The 16,624-nt window shown below is 73.4% G+C and carries 16 protein-coding genes; 4 read left to right on the top strand and 12 right to left on the bottom strand.

Annotated features, from left to right (window positions below; all coding sequences use genetic code 11):
• Positions 1-10: 10 nt before the first annotated feature.
• From G6W55_RS05835 to G6W55_RS39370, 3 genes are all read left to right on the top strand, one after another.
• Positions 11-1,312 (top strand): nucleotide sugar dehydrogenase, encoded by a 1,302-nt coding sequence (locus G6W55_RS05835; RefSeq protein ID WP_244369503.1) that lies wholly within the window; start codon positions 11-13, stop codon positions 1,310-1,312.
• Entirely contained in the window at positions 1,312-2,541 is a 1,230-nt protein-coding gene (locus G6W55_RS05830) for a benzoate/H(+) symporter BenE family transporter (RefSeq protein WP_244369505.1), read from the top strand. Before G6W55_RS05835 ends, G6W55_RS05830 begins: the two co-directional genes overlap by 1 nt.
• Positions 2,542-2,688: 147 nt before the next feature.
• Complete coding sequence (locus G6W55_RS39370; RefSeq protein ID WP_175519695.1) at positions 2,689-4,998, top strand: LuxR C-terminal-related transcriptional regulator; 2,310 nt, start codon at positions 2,689-2,691, stop codon at positions 4,996-4,998.
• Positions 4,999-5,025: 27 nt separating this feature from the next.
• Here G6W55_RS39370 and sigJ read toward each other — a convergent pair whose 3' ends face one another.
• The 9 genes from sigJ to G6W55_RS05780 all read right to left on the bottom strand — a co-directional run bounded on the left by sigJ (position 5,026) and on the right by G6W55_RS05780 (position 13,590).
• Entirely contained in the window at positions 5,026-5,946 is a 921-nt protein-coding gene (sigJ, locus tag G6W55_RS05820; RefSeq protein WP_175519694.1) for an RNA polymerase sigma factor SigJ, read from the bottom strand.
• Positions 5,947-5,978: 32 nt separating this feature from the next.
• Positions 5,979-7,706, bottom strand: a complete 1,728-nt coding sequence (locus G6W55_RS05815; RefSeq protein ID WP_175519693.1) for an AMP-binding protein — start codon at positions 7,704-7,706, stop codon at positions 5,979-5,981.
• Positions 7,703-8,191 (bottom strand): ester cyclase, encoded by a 489-nt coding sequence (locus tag G6W55_RS05810; RefSeq protein WP_175519692.1) that lies wholly within the window; start codon positions 8,189-8,191, stop codon positions 7,703-7,705. Before G6W55_RS05810 ends, G6W55_RS05815 begins: the two co-directional genes overlap by 4 nt.
• 67 nt (positions 8,192-8,258) lie before the next feature.
• The gene (locus G6W55_RS05805) at positions 8,259-9,782 is read right to left on the bottom strand and encodes an MFS transporter (protein ID WP_175519691.1); all 1,524 of its coding nucleotides are present in this window, start codon (positions 9,780-9,782) and stop codon (positions 8,259-8,261) included.
• Between the two features lie 126 nt (positions 9,783-9,908).
• Entirely contained in the window at positions 9,909-10,571 is a 663-nt protein-coding gene (locus G6W55_RS05800) for a disulfide bond formation protein DsbA (RefSeq protein ID WP_175519690.1), read from the bottom strand.
• Positions 10,572-10,585: 14 nt separating this feature from the next.
• Positions 10,586-10,936, bottom strand: a complete 351-nt coding sequence (locus G6W55_RS05795) for a DoxX family protein (protein ID WP_205072303.1) — start codon at positions 10,934-10,936, stop codon at positions 10,586-10,588.
• A 58-nt stretch (positions 10,937-10,994) separates the two neighbouring features.
• Complete coding sequence (locus G6W55_RS05790; RefSeq protein ID WP_217686587.1) at positions 10,995-12,041, bottom strand: methyltransferase; 1,047 nt, start codon at positions 12,039-12,041, stop codon at positions 10,995-10,997.
• An 85-nt stretch (positions 12,042-12,126) separates the two neighbouring features.
• Complete coding sequence (locus G6W55_RS05785; RefSeq protein ID WP_175519689.1) at positions 12,127-13,056, bottom strand: NADP-dependent oxidoreductase; 930 nt, start codon at positions 13,054-13,056, stop codon at positions 12,127-12,129.
• A gap of 66 nt (positions 13,057-13,122) precedes the next feature.
• Positions 13,123-13,590: a luciferase family protein gene (locus G6W55_RS05780; RefSeq protein WP_175519688.1), complete on the bottom strand. Its 468-nt coding sequence runs from the start codon at positions 13,588-13,590 to the stop codon at positions 13,123-13,125.
• 112 nt (positions 13,591-13,702) lie between these two features.
• Between G6W55_RS05780 and G6W55_RS05775 the strand changes: the two genes are divergently transcribed.
• The gene (locus tag G6W55_RS05775; RefSeq protein WP_037875142.1) at positions 13,703-14,068 is read left to right on the top strand and encodes a helix-turn-helix domain-containing protein; all 366 of its coding nucleotides are present in this window, start codon (positions 13,703-13,705) and stop codon (positions 14,066-14,068) included.
• A gap of 38 nt (positions 14,069-14,106) precedes the next feature.
• Here G6W55_RS05775 and G6W55_RS05770 read toward each other — a convergent pair whose 3' ends face one another.
• The 3 genes from G6W55_RS05770 to G6W55_RS05760 are packed head-to-tail and all read right to left on the bottom strand — an operon-like array spanning position 14,107 to position 16,585.
• Positions 14,107-14,445 (bottom strand): chorismate mutase, encoded by a 339-nt coding sequence (locus G6W55_RS05770; protein ID WP_175519687.1) that lies wholly within the window; start codon positions 14,443-14,445, stop codon positions 14,107-14,109.
• 42 nt (positions 14,446-14,487) lie between these two features.
• A complete protein-coding gene (locus G6W55_RS05765; RefSeq protein ID WP_175519686.1) occupies positions 14,488-15,855 on the bottom strand; it encodes a class II 3-deoxy-7-phosphoheptulonate synthase in 1,368 nt (455 codons plus the stop codon).
• Between the two features lie 49 nt (positions 15,856-15,904).
• The gene (locus tag G6W55_RS05760; protein WP_175519685.1) at positions 15,905-16,585 is read right to left on the bottom strand and encodes an NAD(P)H-dependent oxidoreductase; all 681 of its coding nucleotides are present in this window, start codon (positions 16,583-16,585) and stop codon (positions 15,905-15,907) included.
• Positions 16,586-16,624 lie beyond the last annotated feature (39 nt).

The following is a 16,624-nucleotide window of genomic DNA, read 5'->3' as shown; positions in this document are numbered from 1 at the left end:
AGGGCACACCATGTCCCAATCGATGAACGGCGGCGCCCCGCGGCCCACCGGCCGCCGGGTGGCGGTGGTCGGCCAGGGGTACGTGGGCCTGCCGCTGGCCGTACGGGCGGTGGAGGCGGGCCACACGGTCGTGGGCTACGACGTGGACGCCGCCCGGATCTCCCGGCTGCGGGCCGGTGACTCCTATGTGGAGGACGTGGACGAGGGGCGGCTCGCCAAGGCGCTGGAGTCGGGCGCCTACCGCCCCACGACCGACGCGGGCGCGCTCGCCGGCTTCGACGTGGCGGTGGTCACCGTACCCACGCCGCTGCTCGACGACGTACCGGATCTGACCTGCATCGAGGAGGCGGCGCTGACGCTGGCCGGGCATCTGCGGCCGGGCGCGCTGGTCGTCCTGGAGTCCACCACCTATCCGGGCACCACCGAGGACGTGTTCGGGGCGCTGCTGGAGAAGGAGAGCGGGCTGCGGCCCGGCGCGGACTTCCATCTCGGCTACAGCCCCGAGCGCATCGACCCCGGCAACCAGCGCTGGACCCTGGAGACCACCCCGAAGATCGTCTCCGGGGTGGACGCCGCGTCGCTGCGGCAGGTGGCGGAGTTCTACGGGACGGTGGTGGAGCGGACCGTGCCGGTGCGCGACCCCAAGACCGCGGAGCTGGCGAAACTCCTGGAGAACACCTACCGGCACGTCAACATCGCGCTGGTCAACGAGATGGCGGTGATCGCGCGCGAACTCGGCGTGGACGCCTGGGAGGCGATCGACGCGGCCTCCTCCAAGCCGTTCGGTTTCATGCCCTTCACCCCGGGGCCCGGGGTGGGCGGCCACTGCCTGCCGGTCGACCCGCGCTATCTGTCCTGGCGGGTGGAGCGCCAGTTGGGCCGCCGGTTCCGGTTCGTCGACCTCGCCAACGACGTCAACAGCCAGATGCCTCACTACGTGGTGCAGCGGCTCGTCGAGGCGCTCAACCAGCTCCAGCGGCCGGCGAACGGCTCGCGGGTGCTGCTGCTGGGCCTGGCGTACAAGCGCAACAGCGGGGACGCCCGGGAGTCGCCCGCGCTCCGGGTCGCGGAGCTGCTGCTGCGCACCGGCGCCCAGGTGCACGCGGTGGACCCGCACGTCCGGGAGACCGCTCCGCTGGACGCACGGGTGCGCCGGGTGGAGCTGACGGAGGAGGAGGTGACCGCCGCGGACGCGGTGGTGCTGCTCACCGACCACGACGACTTCGACTACGACGTGGTGCTGCGCGGGGCGCGGCACGTGCTGGACTGCCGGCGGCGGCTGCGACCCGCCGCCAACGTCGAGATCCTCTGATGGCGGAGGCCCTCGGCGGCCGGGCCCGGCGGGTGTGGCGGGACGCGTCCCTGTCGGCGGTCGTCGCGGGGGCCGTCGCGGTGGTGGTGTCCTTCGCGGGCCCACTGACCGTCGTGGTGCAGGCCGCGCACGCCGGCTCCCTGGACGAGGCGCGGCTGTCGTCGTGGATCTGGGCGATCGCGGTGGGCAGCGGGGTGACCGGCCTGGTGCTGAGCCTGCGCTACCGGGTGCCGGTCGTGGCGGCCTGGTCGACGCCGGGGGCGGCGCTGCTGGTCACCCAGTTGCACGGGATGCCGTACGCCACGGCGGTCGGGGCGTATCTGGCGGCGGCCGCGCTCACCGTGCTGGTGGGGGTGACGGGCTGGTTCGAGGCGCTGATGCGGCGGATACCGGCCGCCGTCGTCTCCGCCGTGCTGGCCGGGATCCTGCTGCGGTTCGGCCTGGAGGCGCTCCAAGCACTGGAGGAGGCGCCCGCCGTGGCCGGGGTGATGCTCGGCGGGTACGTGGTCCTCCAGCGGGTGGCGCCCCGGTACGCGATCGCGGCGCCGCTCGCCGCGGCCGTCGCGGTGGCCGCCGGCACCGGCACGCTGTCCCTGGGCGGCGTACGGCTGTCCCTGGCCGAGCCGGTGTTCACCGCGCCCGCCTGGCCCGGCCAGGCGCTGGTCAGCCTGACGCTGCCGCTGTTCCTGGTCACCATGTCCGCGCAGAACGCGCCCGGTGTGGGGGCGCTGCGGGAGGCGGGCTACACGGTGCGCCCGGGTCCGCTGGTGCGCGACACCGGCGTGGCGTCCGCCGTCCTCGCGCCGTTCGGGGCGCACGCGCTCAATCTCGGGGCGATCACCGCGGCGATCTGCGCGGGTCCCGACGCCCACGAGGACCGCGACCGCCGCTATGTGGCCGGATTGAGCTGTGGGGCGCTGTACATCGCGGTGGGACTGTTCGGTACGACGGTCGCGGGGCTGTTCGCGGCGCTGCCGCCGGCCCTGATCGCGTCGGCCGCGGGCGTGGCCCTCCTCGGTGCGCTCGGCGGCAGTCTGTCGGGGGCGTTCACCGAGGCACGCGACCGGACCGCCGCGCTCGTCGCGTTTCTCACCACCGCCTCCGGCGTCACCCTGCTGGGACTCGGGGCGGCCTTCTGGGGACTTGTTTTCGGGATGGTCTGCCGGGCGGTCCTGCGGGAGACAAAGCAAAAAGCGAATTCGACCAAGGAACCCGTGCGTCACGAATAAGCCAAACAATTCGGCCGTTAACTGCCCCGCGAACCATGGCCGTATGCTTTGCCTTGCGGTTCACGCAAGGTAACGGACGGGGGATATCGTGCCGAGTACCAGAATTCAATCAGCCCGAAGCAAAACGTACGCGCCAGGGAAATCCCAGTGACGGCCGGGGCGCTCGGCTCCGGCAGGCTGTGCCCGCAACTCATCATCGACTCGCCGTCGCGCGCCCCGGGCCACCGCACCACGCTGGTGGGCCGCGACCTCGAGATCCTCACCCTCTCCGCCCAGCTCGGCCGGGAGGAGCACCGGCTGATCACGCTGACCGGCCCCGGCGGCGTCGGCAAGAGCCGGCTGGCCTGCGCGGCCGTGGGCGACGTGCCGATCGCCCGGGTCGCCTATCTCGACCTGCACGACACCGACGGCGGCGACGGTCTCGCCGACACGCTGGCGCCGCGGCTGCCCGACGAGCCGAGCCTGCTGGTCCTCGACGGCTTCGAGCAGGCGGCAGACGCCACCGCCAACGCCGTCGACACCCTGCTCGGCCGCTTCCCGCGGCTGCGCGTCCTCACCGCCGGCCGGCGCCCGCTGGGCCTGTACGGGGAGCGGCTCTTCCCCGTGCCGCCGCTGCCGACACCGAACCCGCCGTACCGGCAGGACGTCCTCGAACTCCAGGACAACGCCGCGGTGGAGCTGTTCGTGGACCGGGCCCGGGCGATCGACCCGTCGTTCGCGCTGACCGCGCAGAACGCGCAGGCGGTGGCCGAGATCTGCACCCGGATGGACGGTCTGCCGCTGGCGATCGAGCTGGTCGCCGAGAAGCTGCGGCTGTTCCGGGTGGACAGTCTGCTCACCCGGCTGCGCGAGGGCCGCCCGGTGCTCGGCGGCGACCACGCCGCCCGCTCGCCCCGGCACCGCAGCGTCCGCTCGATCACCGAGCACAGCTTCCGGCTGCTCGACGAGGAGCAGCGCGCCCTGCTCACCCGGCTCGCGGTCTTCACCGGCAGCATGAACCTCACCACCGTCGAGGAGTTCTGGGAGCTGCCCACCCATCGCACGGAACAGGTGGTGGAGGCGCTGGTGGGCCGCCATCTGCTGCGGGTGACCCCGGGCGGCGGGGAGCCGCGGTTCACGCTGTTCAACACGGTCCGCGAGTTCTGTCTGGAGCGGCTGACGGCGACCGGCGCGCTCCCCGAGGCCCGGCGCCGGCACGCGGAGCACTTCCTCGCCCTGGCCCTGCGGGCCGAGGAGCGGCTGACCGGACCGCAGCAGGCCCAGTGGTTCCAGCGGCTGGCCCCGCTGCACGAGGACCTGCTGGCCGCGCTGACCCATCTGGAGGCGAGCGGGCGCCGCACGGACGCGGCGCGCGCCGCCCTCGCCCTGCACCGCTTCTGGATGGTGCGCGGCCATCTCGCCCTCGGCGAGCAGTGGCTGGCCAAGGCGTCGAACGCGTTCCTGGCCGCCCCGGGTGATCAGGCGTCGGCCGCGCGGGCCGAGGCGGCGCGCGGCCAGTTCGCGGTGGTCCGGGGCGATCCGCGGCTCGCGGCGGACTGCTTCCGGCACGCGGCCCGCGGCTTCCACGACGCGGGCGACGCCGTGCACGAGCGGGCCGCGCTGGCCCGGCTCGCGGTCAGCCAGCAGCCGGCGGGCCCCTCGGCGGTCCGCAAGGCCGCGGTGCGTCTGCTGCACGCGGCGGTCGACGAGCGGGCGACCGTGGAGGCGGCGTACGCCGCGCTGGCGCTGGCCACCGGCAGCCGGCTCATCGACGCCAAGCTCGCCGCCGATCTGATGGAGGCGGCGAACGGCCTGTTCATGCGGGTCCGGGACGTCCGCGGCGAGGGGCTGGTGCTGGCCCTGCGCGGCGCGCTGGCCGACTCGCGCGGCGACCAGGCGCTCGCGGAGCGGCTGCTGTGGGAGAGCCTGCACCGGCTGCGGGCGGTCGGGGAGCACACCATGCTGCCCACCGTCCTGGAGGGGCACGCGCTGCACGTGTGGCGGCGGCTGCCGCACCAGGGGCACCGGGTGGCCCGGCTGCTGGCCGCCGCGGCCGCCCTGCGGGAGGCCACCGGCGCCCATCCGCTGCTGGTCCCCGGGGACGCGGCGGTCGCGCTGCGCGAGGTCCGCCGGCTGCTGTCCGGCCCGGAGTACGAGGCGGCCCGGCGCGAGGGCCGGGTGCTGTCCGCCGACGCGGCGGCGGGCGAGGCGCTGTCCGTCGGCCCGCCGGCGCCCGAGCCGGTCTCGGCGGTGTCCCGGCCGGTGCAGCTCACGGCGCGCCAGTACGAGGTGGCCATGCTGGTCAGCCAGGGCCTGACGAACCGTCAGATATCGCAGCAGCTACGGCTGTCGGAGTGGACCGTGGTCAATCACGTCCGCCAGGTGATGCGCCGCCTCGACGTGCCCTCCCGCATCCACGTCGCCCAGTGGGTCCTGAACCGCCAGCGCCGCAACGGCGTGGGGACGGCGGTGGAGTGACCCGCTCCGCCCGTCGCCCCGCCCCGCTCAGCGTCCGGCCGGCACCCGCCCCAGCTTCTCGGGGTTGCGCACCGCGCGCACGGCCGTGACCCGGGGCGGGGCGCCGGGCGCGGCGGGCTCGGCGACGTCCACGACGACGACCGCGAACACCCCGGCCGGGGTGGCCAGGACGGCGGCCGGGCTGCCGTCGTACTGCTCGTGCAGCCGCACCACCAGCCCCTGCGGGTAGCGGCCCGCCGTGGACGCGAAGTAGTCGGCGATCGCGGCGGCGCCGTGCAGCGGGACGCGCGGGGTCTCCGCGTGGCCGTTGCCGTCCGCCCACATCGTCACGTCCGGGGCCAGCACCGCCATCAGCGCCTCCACGTCGCCGGAGAGACAGGCGGCCAGGAAGCGTTCGGTGATCTCGCGGGCCTGCCGCCGGTCCGGCTCGAAGCGCCGCCTGCGCAGCCGCACATGGCGCCGGGCCCGGCTGCCGAGCTGCCGTACGGCCTGCTCGGTGCGGTCGACGGCCTCGGCGACCTCGGGGAAGCTGAAGCCGAACACCTCGTGCAGCACGAAGACCGCGCGCTCCAGCGGCGACAGCGTCTCCATCATCACCAGGACCGCCATGCTCAGCGACTCTCCGCGCAGCGAGGACTCCAGCGCGACGTCGGAGGAGACCAGCAGCGGTTCGGGCAGCCAGGGCCCCACGTACTCCTCGCGGCGGGCCCGGCTGCGGCGCATCTGGTCGATGGCGGTGCGGGTGACGGCCCGCACCAGATAGCCGCGCGGATCCGCCACGGCGTCCCGGTCGACGCGCCGCCAGCGCAGCCAGGTCTCCTGGACGACGTCCTCGGCGTCGGCCACCGTGCCGAGCATGCGGTACGAGATACCGAACATGAGCTGCCGGTGCTGTTCGAACGGATCCGAGATCCCGGACCGCTCGGAGACGGCTGTCGCCTCGGCCATGACTCCTCGTTCCCTCGGTTCGCCCGGTTCCCTCAGGGTCGGCGCTCGTCGCGATCGCCCGCCAACTGCCCTGCCGAGTCTACAATCATGGCCTTCAGCCGCTCGTACCGAATCTTGCCGTTCTCGTTGCGCGGCAGCTCCGGGGACACCTCCAGGAGCCGGGTCGGCAGATACCAGGGCGTCATCCCGCGTTCGACGAGGATCCCCACCAGTTCCGCCAGGGTCGGGCAGCGGTCCCCGTCGGCGACCACCACGGCGCACGAGCTCTCGTGCCCCGGCTCGTCCTCGTAGCCGACGAGCACCACCTCGCGCACCCCGGGGTGGCGCAGGATCTCCTGCTCGACCTCGGTCACCGGGATCATGAAGGTGGCGCCGACCCGCCGGCTGGCCCGGCCCGCGAACCGGATGCCGCCCCGGCCGTCCTCGCGGACCAGGTCGCCGGTGTCGAGCCAGCCGTCGTCCCGTCGCCACGTCTCATGGAAGGGCTCCCCCGAGCCGGGCCGCCAGAACCCGACGGCGACCGAGGCACCCCGCACCAGCAGCCGGTGCACCCCGTCGTCGTCGGGGCCCGGCAGCAGCCGCATCTCCAGGCCGGGCATCGGCGAGCCGTCGCTCTTGGCGGCCCAGTCGCAGGGGTCGTCCTCGCGGGTGCGGAACCCCATGCCCGCCTCGGTCATCCCCCAGCAGGCGCGCACCGGCACCTTCAGCTCGTCGTGGATCGCCCGGGCCAGGTCCGCGCGCACCGGGGCGGCGCCGGTCATCACGAACCGCAGCGAGGGCAGCGAGCGGGGGCGCCGGCACTGCTCCTCCAGGAGCTGCTGCACGAAGGAGGGGGCCAGGAAGGTCTGGGTGACCGAGGCCGCCGACAGCAGCTCCAGATACCGTTCCGGCGCCCAGACGTCCTGGTAGGCGCCGGTGCCGCCGGCCAGGATCGGACCCCAGACGCAGTACAGCAGGCCCGCGGGACCGGTGATGGGGTGCGGGGTGCTGAACACCTCGCGCACGGCCCAGCCCCGCTCGACCGTGCTCGCCCCGGCCCCGGTGCCGGCGTACAGGGTGTTCTCGGTGTGCAGCACCGCCTTGCGTTCCCCGGTGGTGCCGGAGGTGAACAGCAGCATGCAGACCCGGTCGAGGGCCGCCCCGGACGGCAGCCGCGGCGGCGCCGTGCGCTCCTCGTGCGGGGTGCGCAGGAAGTGCTCCCGGAAGTCGACCGCCCACGGCGGCACGCGCTCGCCGTGGACGACGGCGTGCCGCAGCCAGGGCAGCCGGGCGGAGATCTCCTCCAGCGCGGCCACGCAGTCGTAGCCCTCCCAGGTGTCCACGACGACGCACACCTGGGCGCGGGCCGCCCGCAGGATGCGCTCCAGCTCCAGGGCGCGCAGGGTGGGCAGCAGCGGGACGGCGATCGCCCCGGTCCAGCAGCAGGCGAGGGTGAGGGCCGCCACCTCCCACCAGTTGGGCAACTGGAACGCCACCCGGTCGCCGCGCCGCACGCCGAGCGCGGTCAGCGCGGCCGTGAACCGGCGGACGTGGAAGGCCAGTTCGGCGTAGCGGACGGTGGTGCTACGGCCGTCCTGCGCGCTGTAGACGACGATCGCCGGGTCGTCGGGGCGCTCGGCGGCGACCCGCAGCAGATCGTGCAGGACGGAGGTGTCCCGCCACCAGCCGCGCTCACGGAACCGCTCGGCGACGTCCCCCGGCACCCGCAGCCCGGCGGCGCCCTCCATGGACCAGGGGCCCTCGACGAGCGGCTGCGTCACGGCCGGTTCCCCTCCCCGGCGGACGGCGCGGCGACGATCTCGGGCGCCGGGTCGACGGCGTCCGTCACGTACGGCACGCCCCAGGCGTCCTTCTGGAGGAAGTGCAGGCTCAGGGTGCTGACCGCGGCGACCTGTTCGACGATCCGGCCGCCCTCAATGCGTACGGTGTGCTGCTCGATGCTCGATCCGCGCTCGCCGGTCGGCTCGTGGCCGAAATACGTTCCGGTGTTGTGCCAGTGCAGCGCGAACCGGAAGGCGGCGCGGGTGCCGTCGGCGCTGGAGAACTCGTCGTGCAGGACGGCCCGGATACCCGGGTGGGCGTGATGGATCTCCTGGCAGAATTTCAGCAGGAATTCCACGCCGGTCACGCCCCAGGCGGTGGGCGCGTAGAGCGTGACGTCCGGTGCGTACAACTTTTCCAGCGCGGCCCAGTCCTGCTCACCGAGGGCGGTGATGTAACGCTGGACGACTGTCTTCTCGGACATGGGAATTACTCCTCGGGAACGGTGTGCCGGGGGGCGGAAATGCGTCGATCCGGGAATCCGGTGGGGGCTAGTCGGCCGCTCGGGCCACGTCCGCCCCGGCGAGCGGTTCCACGGGCGTCTCCGGTTCCGGCCGCGGGGGTGCCGGGGGCAGGAGCAGGGCGATGGCCGCGGCGACGACGGCCACGGCGACCGTCAGGAACAGCCCGTAGCGCACGGCGTCGGTGAGGCCCTCGGCGTACGCCGCGTCCGTGAGCCGGCCCGCCTGCTGCCGTACCTCCTCCGGTACGCCCTCGGCGGCGAGCCGGTTCTGGAGCAGGGCGCCGACCGCCGCCGCGCCGACGACCGCGCCGATCTGGCGGAACGTGGTGAACATGCCGGAGGCGACACCGGTCAGCCGCGGCGGGATCTCCTGCATGGCGAGGGTGCTGGTGGGCGCGAAGACCAGGCCCATGCCGACGCCGAACACGATCTGGCCGGGGATGATCGCCCACACGCTGGAGTCCGCCTGGGCCATGACCGCGGTGAGGGCGATCCCGGCGCCGAAGACCAGCAGACCGGGGACGAGGAGCTTGCGGCCGCCCAGCCTGCCGACCGCGTTGCCGGCGAAGGGCGCCACGAACAGCGACACCAGCGGTCCCGGGACGAGCGCGAGACCGGCCTCGCCCGCGGAGAGCCCGAGGACGGACTGGAGGTAGAGGGTGAGCGGCAGCAGCACGCCGATGGAGCCGAAGAGCAGCATCGCCCCGAGGGTCGCGGACACGGTGAAGCCGCGGCTGCGGAACAGCTCGAACGGCACCAGCGGACGCCGGTCCTGACGGGCGCGCTGGTGCAGGGCGAACAGCCCGAGGAGCGCCACGCCGAGCGCCAGGACCAGGGGGATGCTGAGGAACGACTCGATCGTGCCCCAGTCGTAGCGCTCGCCCTCGATCAGCCCGTACACGATGAGGCTGAGGCCGGCCGTGGACAGGACGGCGCCGGTGAGGTCCAGCGAGGTCCGCTGTCCCGTGCGGACGTCCGGCACCACGAGGAGGGCTCCCGCCAGGGCGGCCGCGCCGATCGGGACGTTGATGAAGAAGATCCAGCGCCAGTCGAGGCCCGAGACCAGCGCGCCGCCGACGGTGGGTCCCGCGACGGTGGCGAGACCCGCGACCGCGGACCACACGCCGAAGGCCGCGCCGCGCCGCTCCGCCGGGAAGACGGCGCTGATCAGCGCCAGGGTCTGCGGCATCATGACCGCCGCGCCGAGGCCCTGGACGGCCCGGGCCGCGATCATCTGCCCCGGGGTGTCCACGAACCCGCACACCGCCGAGGCCGCGGTGAACACCGCGAGCCCGGCGGTGAAGGTCCGCTGGGCGCCGAACCGGTCGCCGAGCCGCCCGGAGAGCAGCAGCAGCGCGGCGAAGACCAGCATGTAGGCGTTGGCGAACCACAGGATGTCGTCCAGCGAGGCGCCGAGGCCCTCGGCCATCTCGGGAATGGCGATCGTGACGATCGTCGTGTCCAGCAGCGTCATGAAGAAGCTCGCGCAGAGGACCGCCAGCACCAGCCAGGGGTTGTGCCGCCGCGCCTGCGGTGATGCGTCCGCGCTCATCCCGTCGCCTCTCGTTCGTCGTAGTGAGCCCTGCAAAGCAGCGCCTCCACCAGGACCGACGCAGCGGGCCCCGGAAACGTGACATGGGTCAGGGGGGCGAACCCGGAAAACCCTGTCGGGGGGCCGTCACTCGAAGACCGGGCCGCCCGCGCGGGTGCGCTTCAGTTCGGCGAAGGACGGGACCGACGCGGCGAGGAGGATCGCGTCCCAGAGGCGGGCGGCCTCCTCGCCCCTCGGGATGGGGGTGACCACGGGGCCGTTGAAGCCGCGCGGTGACCCCGTCGCGTCCGGGACCGCGAGTACCGGGCTGCCCGTCTCCTCGCCCACCGCGGCCTGGGAGCGGGCGTGGGAGGCGCGGACCTCGGTGTCGTAGGTGTCCTTGTCGGCGTACCGGACCAGGTCGGCCGGGAGGCCCGCCGCCGTCAGGGCCGCCTCGATGGTGTCCAGGGTGGGGCTCGGGGTGCCGCCGTCCCGGTGGAAGCGGGTGCCGAGTTCCGTGTAGAGGCGGGCGACCGCGTCGCCGTCGTACCGCTGCTGCGCCGCCACGATCACCCGGACCGGGCGCAGCCCCTTGGGGCCCACCAGGTCGTGGAACTCCTCCGGGATGTGGTCGAGCCGGCCCTCGTTCAGGATGGCCAGGCTCATGACATGCCAGCGGATGGTGAGGTCGCGCGAGCGTGCCGCCTCCAGCAGCCAGCGGGAGGTCATCCAGGTCCACGCGCAGAGCGGGTCGAACCAGAAGTCGACGGGGGTCGGGGCCGCCGTCGGGGACGTCTCCGTGTCGGACATGGGTTCTCCTCCCCTCAGACCGTCGCGACGCCGAGCACCAGCGCCGCCGCTCCGGCGACGAGCAGGGTGGCCGGCAGCGGGACGCCCGCGGTGTCTTTGGCACGCAGATGGGTGAGGACGGCGCCGATGAAGTAGGCGACCATCCCGATGGCGGCGGCGACGCCCAGCGGCCGGTAGAAGATGCCGGCGACCAGACCGAGCGCGGCGGCGATCTCCAGGGCGGACAGCCGGGGGAACCAACTGTCCGGCACGCCGATCTTGTGCATGCCCTCGGTGATCTTCTCGTCCTTGACGAGCTTGGCTCTGCCGGAGGCGAGGAGCACGAGGGCGATCAGGCTCGCCACGGCGATGTAGGCGATGGACACGGGGAACTCTCCTTGAGCGGTTCGAAAGGGGTTGAGGCAAAGGATTGGTGACGTCCCGTCAGCTCCGCGGCACCGGCACCGCCTCCACCACGCTGCTCGGGGAACGGGTGGGCAGGATGCGGGTCAGGGTGAAGCCCGCCGCCGCCAGCAGCCGCTGGAACTCCTCGGCCGTGCGTTCCTGACCGCCGCTGAGCACCATCATGTTGAGGTCGATGATCTTGCTGGGCGAGAAGCCGTCGCCCTCGGGCACGACCGTGTCCACCACGAGCAGCCGCGCGTCGTCGCCCATGACGCGGCGGCAGGACTTGAGGATCTGTACGGCGGAGGCGTCGTCCCAGTCGTGCAGGACCCACTTCATCGTGTAGAGGTCGCCGCCCTCGGGGACCTTCTCGAAGAAGTCGCCGCCCACGAGTTCGCAGCGGTCCGCGAGGCCCGCCGCCTCGATCCGCGGACGTCCGTGCGCCACGACGTGCGGTAGGTCGAGCACCACCCCGTGGGCGCCGGGGTGCGCGGTGAGGATCGAGGCGAGGAAGCCGCCCTCGCCGCCGCCGACGTCCACGATCCGCCGGTGCGGGGCGAAGTCGTAGACGTCGAGCACGGCGTCGGCGACCATCGCGGTGAGCCCGGTCATCGCCTTGCCGAGATGGGCGTTCATGGCGGGCGTGTCCTCGAAGAACTGCCAGATCTTCTTCCCCACCGCCCGCTCGAAGACCGGTTCGCCCGAGCGCACGGAGTCCACCAGCAGCCCCCAGGTGGCGTGGTGGGCCTCGCCCAGCTCCATCTGGACGAAGGACGCGAGGGAGCCGGGTATGTCGGAGCGCAGGGCGTCGCCGAGCGGCGTGGTGGAGTAGCGGCCCTCGGCGTCCGAGCGCAGCACGCCCACCCCGGCGAGGGTGCGCAGCAGCCGGGCCAGGGCACGGGCGTCGGTGCCGGTCGCGGCGGCCAGTTCGGCGGCGGTGCGGGGCTCGGCCGCGAGATGGTCGGGCAGGCCCAGTGCGGTGGCGGCGTGCACCGCCCGCGCCACCCAGAAGCTGGTGACGATCTGGAACATCCCGTCGAAGTCGGGGTGGCTTCCGGTGTCCTCGGGGCGTGCGGTGGCGTCCATGGCGGTCTCCGTACGGCTCGGCGGTGGGTGGCCGGGCGCGGCGGATGTGCCGCGCCCGGCCGGCGGTCGGGTCCTGTCCGGTGGGTCAGACGACGGAGACGGCGATCTTGCCGACGGTGCCCGCGCCGAACGCGCCCACCGCCTCGGCGACCGAGTCGAGCGGGAACGTCCGCGCGATCGGCACCCGGAGCGCGCCGGAGGCGGCGGCCCCGGCGAGCCGGTCCAGGGTGGCCGGGGCCGGGTCGGCCATCACGGAGGTGACGGTGACGCCGGTCCGGCCGGCCTGCTCGGGGCCGAAGCCCAGGGTGGAGGCGAACCGGCCGCCGTCCGCGAGCAGTTCGACGAGCGGTGCGGGGTCGCCGGCCAGATGCACGACGCCCGTGACGCCCTCCGGGGCGAGCGCGCGGACCTGGGCGGCCAGGTCGCCGGTGTGGTCCACCACGTGCGCCGCGCCGAGGCCGCGTACGAACTCCGTCTCCTCGCCCGGCTTCGCGGTGGCGACGACGGTCGCCCCGGCCGCGACGGCGAGCTGGACGGCGTACGCGCCCACACCGCCCGTCGCGCCCACGACCAGGACCGTGTCCCCGGCCTTCGGCGCGATCGCCTCGACGGCGCCGACGGCGGCCGAGCCCGCCAGGCCCAGCGCCCCGGCCTGCTCCAGCTCCAGGCCAGCGGGGACGGCGGCGATGCCGTAGCCCTCGGCGACCACGACGTACTCGGCGAAGGCGCCGTCGGAGACGACGGGCTTCATGACGACGCCGAACACCCGGTCGCCGGCGGCCCGGGTGACGCCCTCGCCGACCGCCTCGACCGTGCCCGCGAAGTCCTTGCCGAGGGTGACCGGGAACTTGTGCTCCAGCATGTCCTTGAACACGCCGTAGATCACCGCGCCGTCGAAGCCGTTGAGCGACGAGGCGTGCACCTTGACCAGGACCTCGCCCGGTCCCGGCTCCGGCCTGGCCACCTCGGTCACCGCGGGGGTGGCGCCGAAGTCGTCGATGGTTACTGCGCGCATGGAGTGTTCTCGCTTTCCTGATGAACAGTCAGATCGGTTCTTGGGATGCCGGTTCCGGGCGCGGGTCTAGCGCACGGCCAGTTCGTACGACGCCTTCATGACGGTGGTGGCGACCTCCAGCTCGTCGGCGTCGCGCGGGGCGTAGAGCATGACGATGCCGCTGGGGAACTCGGGCCGCCGGGAGATCGGGTGCGGTTCGACCCAGCCCAGTTCGGTCAGCGCGTCGAGCGACTCCAGCGGCACGGTGAGGTGCATGAAACCGGAGCGGTGGATGTGCCCGAACTCGTCCACCGAGGGGTGCAGGAAGGCGTCGAAGTCCCGGTCCTGCTTGTCCAGGCGCAGCGCCAGCGACGACGGCTCGGAGACCTGGCTCTGTGTCATGAAGACGCCGGGCAGGGCCTGGGCGCGGGCGATCAGCTCGGCGCGGATCTCCGGCGGGGAGAAGTCCTCCAACTGGTCGTGCGGGATCTCCCGGCCGGTCGTGGCGGGCCGGGGTCCCTTGCGGGGCGGCAGAGCGCTCAGTTCGACGGCCATGACTCTCCTCACTCACGCACGAACAGTGCGCTGGTCACTTCTTGTTCTCGGGGAAATTTTGGGCGATCCTGCTGGGGTGGCAGAAGACGGCACCTCAAAAAGCGCTACGCACATGGATGTTCCTGACCAGGTCAGCGAGGGTCTGGCCACCTGTCGGCTGCGGGACGTGCTGGACCGGGTGGGTGACAAATGGAGCGTGCTGATCATGGCGCTGCTCGGCGGCGGACCCCGGCGCTACTCGGATCTGCGGCGCTCCATCGACGGCATCTCGCAGCGCATGCTCACCCTGACGCTGCGCAGCCTGGAGCGTGACGGCCTGGTCATCCGGACCGTCACCCCGACCACCCCGCCCCGGGTGGACTACGAGCTGACGCCGGTCGGGCACACGCTGTCCAGGGAGGTGAGTTCGCTCATCGAGTGGTCCGAGCGCCACCGGGAGTACATCGGCATGTCCCGCCGCAGTTACGACGCCCGGTAGCCGGCCGGGCGGCCGTCTCCCGCCCGCCGTAAGGCCGTTCACCGGTCCGGGGTGACCGTGCGGTGGTGGCGGATCACCTCGGCGATGATGAAGTGGAGCAGCTTCTCCGCGAACGCCGGGTCCAGCCGGGCGGATTCGGCGATCTCCCGCAGCCGCTCGATCTGCCGGGCCTCGCGGGACGGGTCGGAGGGCGGCAGCCGGTGGACCGCCTTGAGCCGGCCGACGCGCCGGGTGTACTTGAAGCGTTCGGCGATCATGTGCACCACGGCCGCGTCGATGTTGTCGATGCTCTCGCGGAGCAGGTCCAGTTCGGCGCGCACGGCCGCGGCGGCGGCGGTGGCGTCGTCGACGGCGCTCTCGTTCCCGGTCACGGTCATCGATGGTCAACTCCCCTGCACAGAGCCATTCCTGATGTGCCCTCAGCCCGCGAGGCCGTCGAGGGCGGGCCGGGCGTCCTCCAGGAAGCCGGCGACCCGGAAGGCGAGGTCGAGCGACTGGCCGCGGTTGAGCCGGGGGTCGCACGCCGACTCGTAGCGGTGGAACAGATCGGGGAAGCCCAGGTCGTGCCCGCCGCCGAGGCACTCGGTGACGTCGTCGCCGGTGAGTTCCACATGGAGGCCGCCCGGGTGGGTGCCCAGCGCGCGGTGCACCTCGAAGAAGCCGCGGACCTCGCCGAGGATGTCGTCGAAGCGGCGGGTCTTGTGGCCGGAGGGCGCCACCAGGGTGTTGCCGTGCATCGGGTCGCAGGCCCAGACGACGCGGGCGCCGGACGCGGTGACCTTCTCCACCAGCGGGGGCAGCACCTCGCGCACCCGGTCGACGCCGAGCCGGACGACGAAGGTGAGCCGCCCCGGTTCGCGGTCCGGGTCGAGCCGGTCGATCAGCCGCAGCGCGGCGTCGGCGGTGGTGGCCGGGCCCAGCTTCACGCCGATCGGGTTGGCGATCCGGGAGAAGTGTTCGACATGGGCGCCGTCGGCGTCCCGGGTGCGCTCCCCGATCCAGAGCATGTGCCCGGAGGCGGCGTAGGAGCGTCCGGTGCGGTCGTCGCGGCGGGTGAGCGGACCCTCGTAGTCGAGCAGGAGCCCCTCGTGGGAGACGAAGAACTCGGAGTCGTCGAAGTCGCGCGGGCGGGCGCCGGTGGCCCGCATGAAGTGCAGGGCGCGGTCGATGCCGGCGGCGATGGTCTCGTAGCGGGCGCGCAGCGGGGAGCCGGCGATGAAGTCGCGGTTCCACTCGTGGACCTGGCCGAGCCCGGCCCGGCCGCTCGCGGTGAACGCCCGCACGAGGTTCAGGGTGTGGGAGGAGGCGCGGTACGCCCGCAGCAGCCGCTCCGGGTCCGGGACCCGGGCCTGCGGGGTGAACGCGGGGCCGTTGACCGCGTCGCCCCGGTAGACCGGCAGGGTGACGCCGTCCCGGGTCTCGGTGGGCCGTGAGCGCGGTTTCGCGTACTGGCCGGCGAGCCGGCCGACCTTCACCACGGGCATGGCCACCGCGTAGGTGAGGACGGCGGACATCTGCATGAGGGTGGTGAGTTTGCTGTGCACCGCGTGCTCGGAGACCCCGTCGAAGGTCTCGGCGCAGTCGCCTCCCTGGAGCAGCAGCGCCTCCCCGCGGGCGACGGCGGCCAGCCGGTCCTTCAGCCGGTCGCACTCGCCGGGTAAGACGAGCGGCGGCGCGCCCGACAGTTCCTCGGTGACCCGGCGCAGGGCGGCCGGATCGGACCAGGCGGGCTGCTGGCCGGCCGGGAGCGCGCTGTCGGCGGTGGCCGCCGTGTTCGCTGTGTTCATGGCAGAACCTCAGGATTCCGGGGAGGGAAGAGGGTGGTGCGCGGGGCCGTCAGACGCGGACGCGCTGGGCCTGGAGGCGGGCCCCTTCGAGGGCCTGCTTGAGCGAGGTGGCGGCCAGGCCCTGGAACCCTGCGAGCCGGGGCACATGGCCCGACTTGGTCATCTCGGCGTGCAGGAAGGTGAGGTCGTCGGCGAGGGCGACCATGCCGAACGCGGCCTTGAGGTAGGGCTCCTGGAAGTCGTAGGCGTAGCGGGGCGTGCCGGGGCCGTAGGCGCCGCCGCGGGCCGTGATCACCACGACCTGCTTGCCGGAGAGCGGTCCGGTCCCGGTGGCCGGGTCGACCACCAGCGGCGGGATCACCAGGCGGTCGAACCACGCCTTGAAGGTGGCCGGCAGGGAGAAGTTGTGCATGGGCAGCCCGAGGACGAGCGTGTCGGCGGCCCGCACCTCCTCGACGAGGTCCCAGGTGAGCGCCCAGCTCGCCCGCTCCTCGGGGGTGAGGGCGGCGTCGCGGGCCATGTCGAGGTCGCGCACCTCGCCGCTCTCCAGCCGGTGCATGACGGCGATCTGCGCGGCGTCGACATGGGCCACGGGCCGGGCGGCCAGGTCGCGGTGGACATGGGTGCCGTCGGGGTTGGCGGCCCGCCAGGCGGCGGCGAACTCGGCGGTGATGCGCCGGGTCGCCGACTCGATGCGGGGGCTGGTGTCGAGGTGCAGCAGGGTGGGCACGGGTCACGCTCCTGGGTGGGTGGTGGGCCGGGTGGTCTG

It is taken from the genome of Streptomyces sp. CAI-85, from assembly GCF_013363615.1.
Lineage (GTDB): Bacteria > Actinomycetota > Actinomycetes > Streptomycetales > Streptomycetaceae > Streptomyces > Streptomyces antibioticus_B.
The sequence above is the reverse complement of the archived record's forward strand: the minus strand, read 5'-3'. Positions and strand labels throughout refer to the sequence as shown.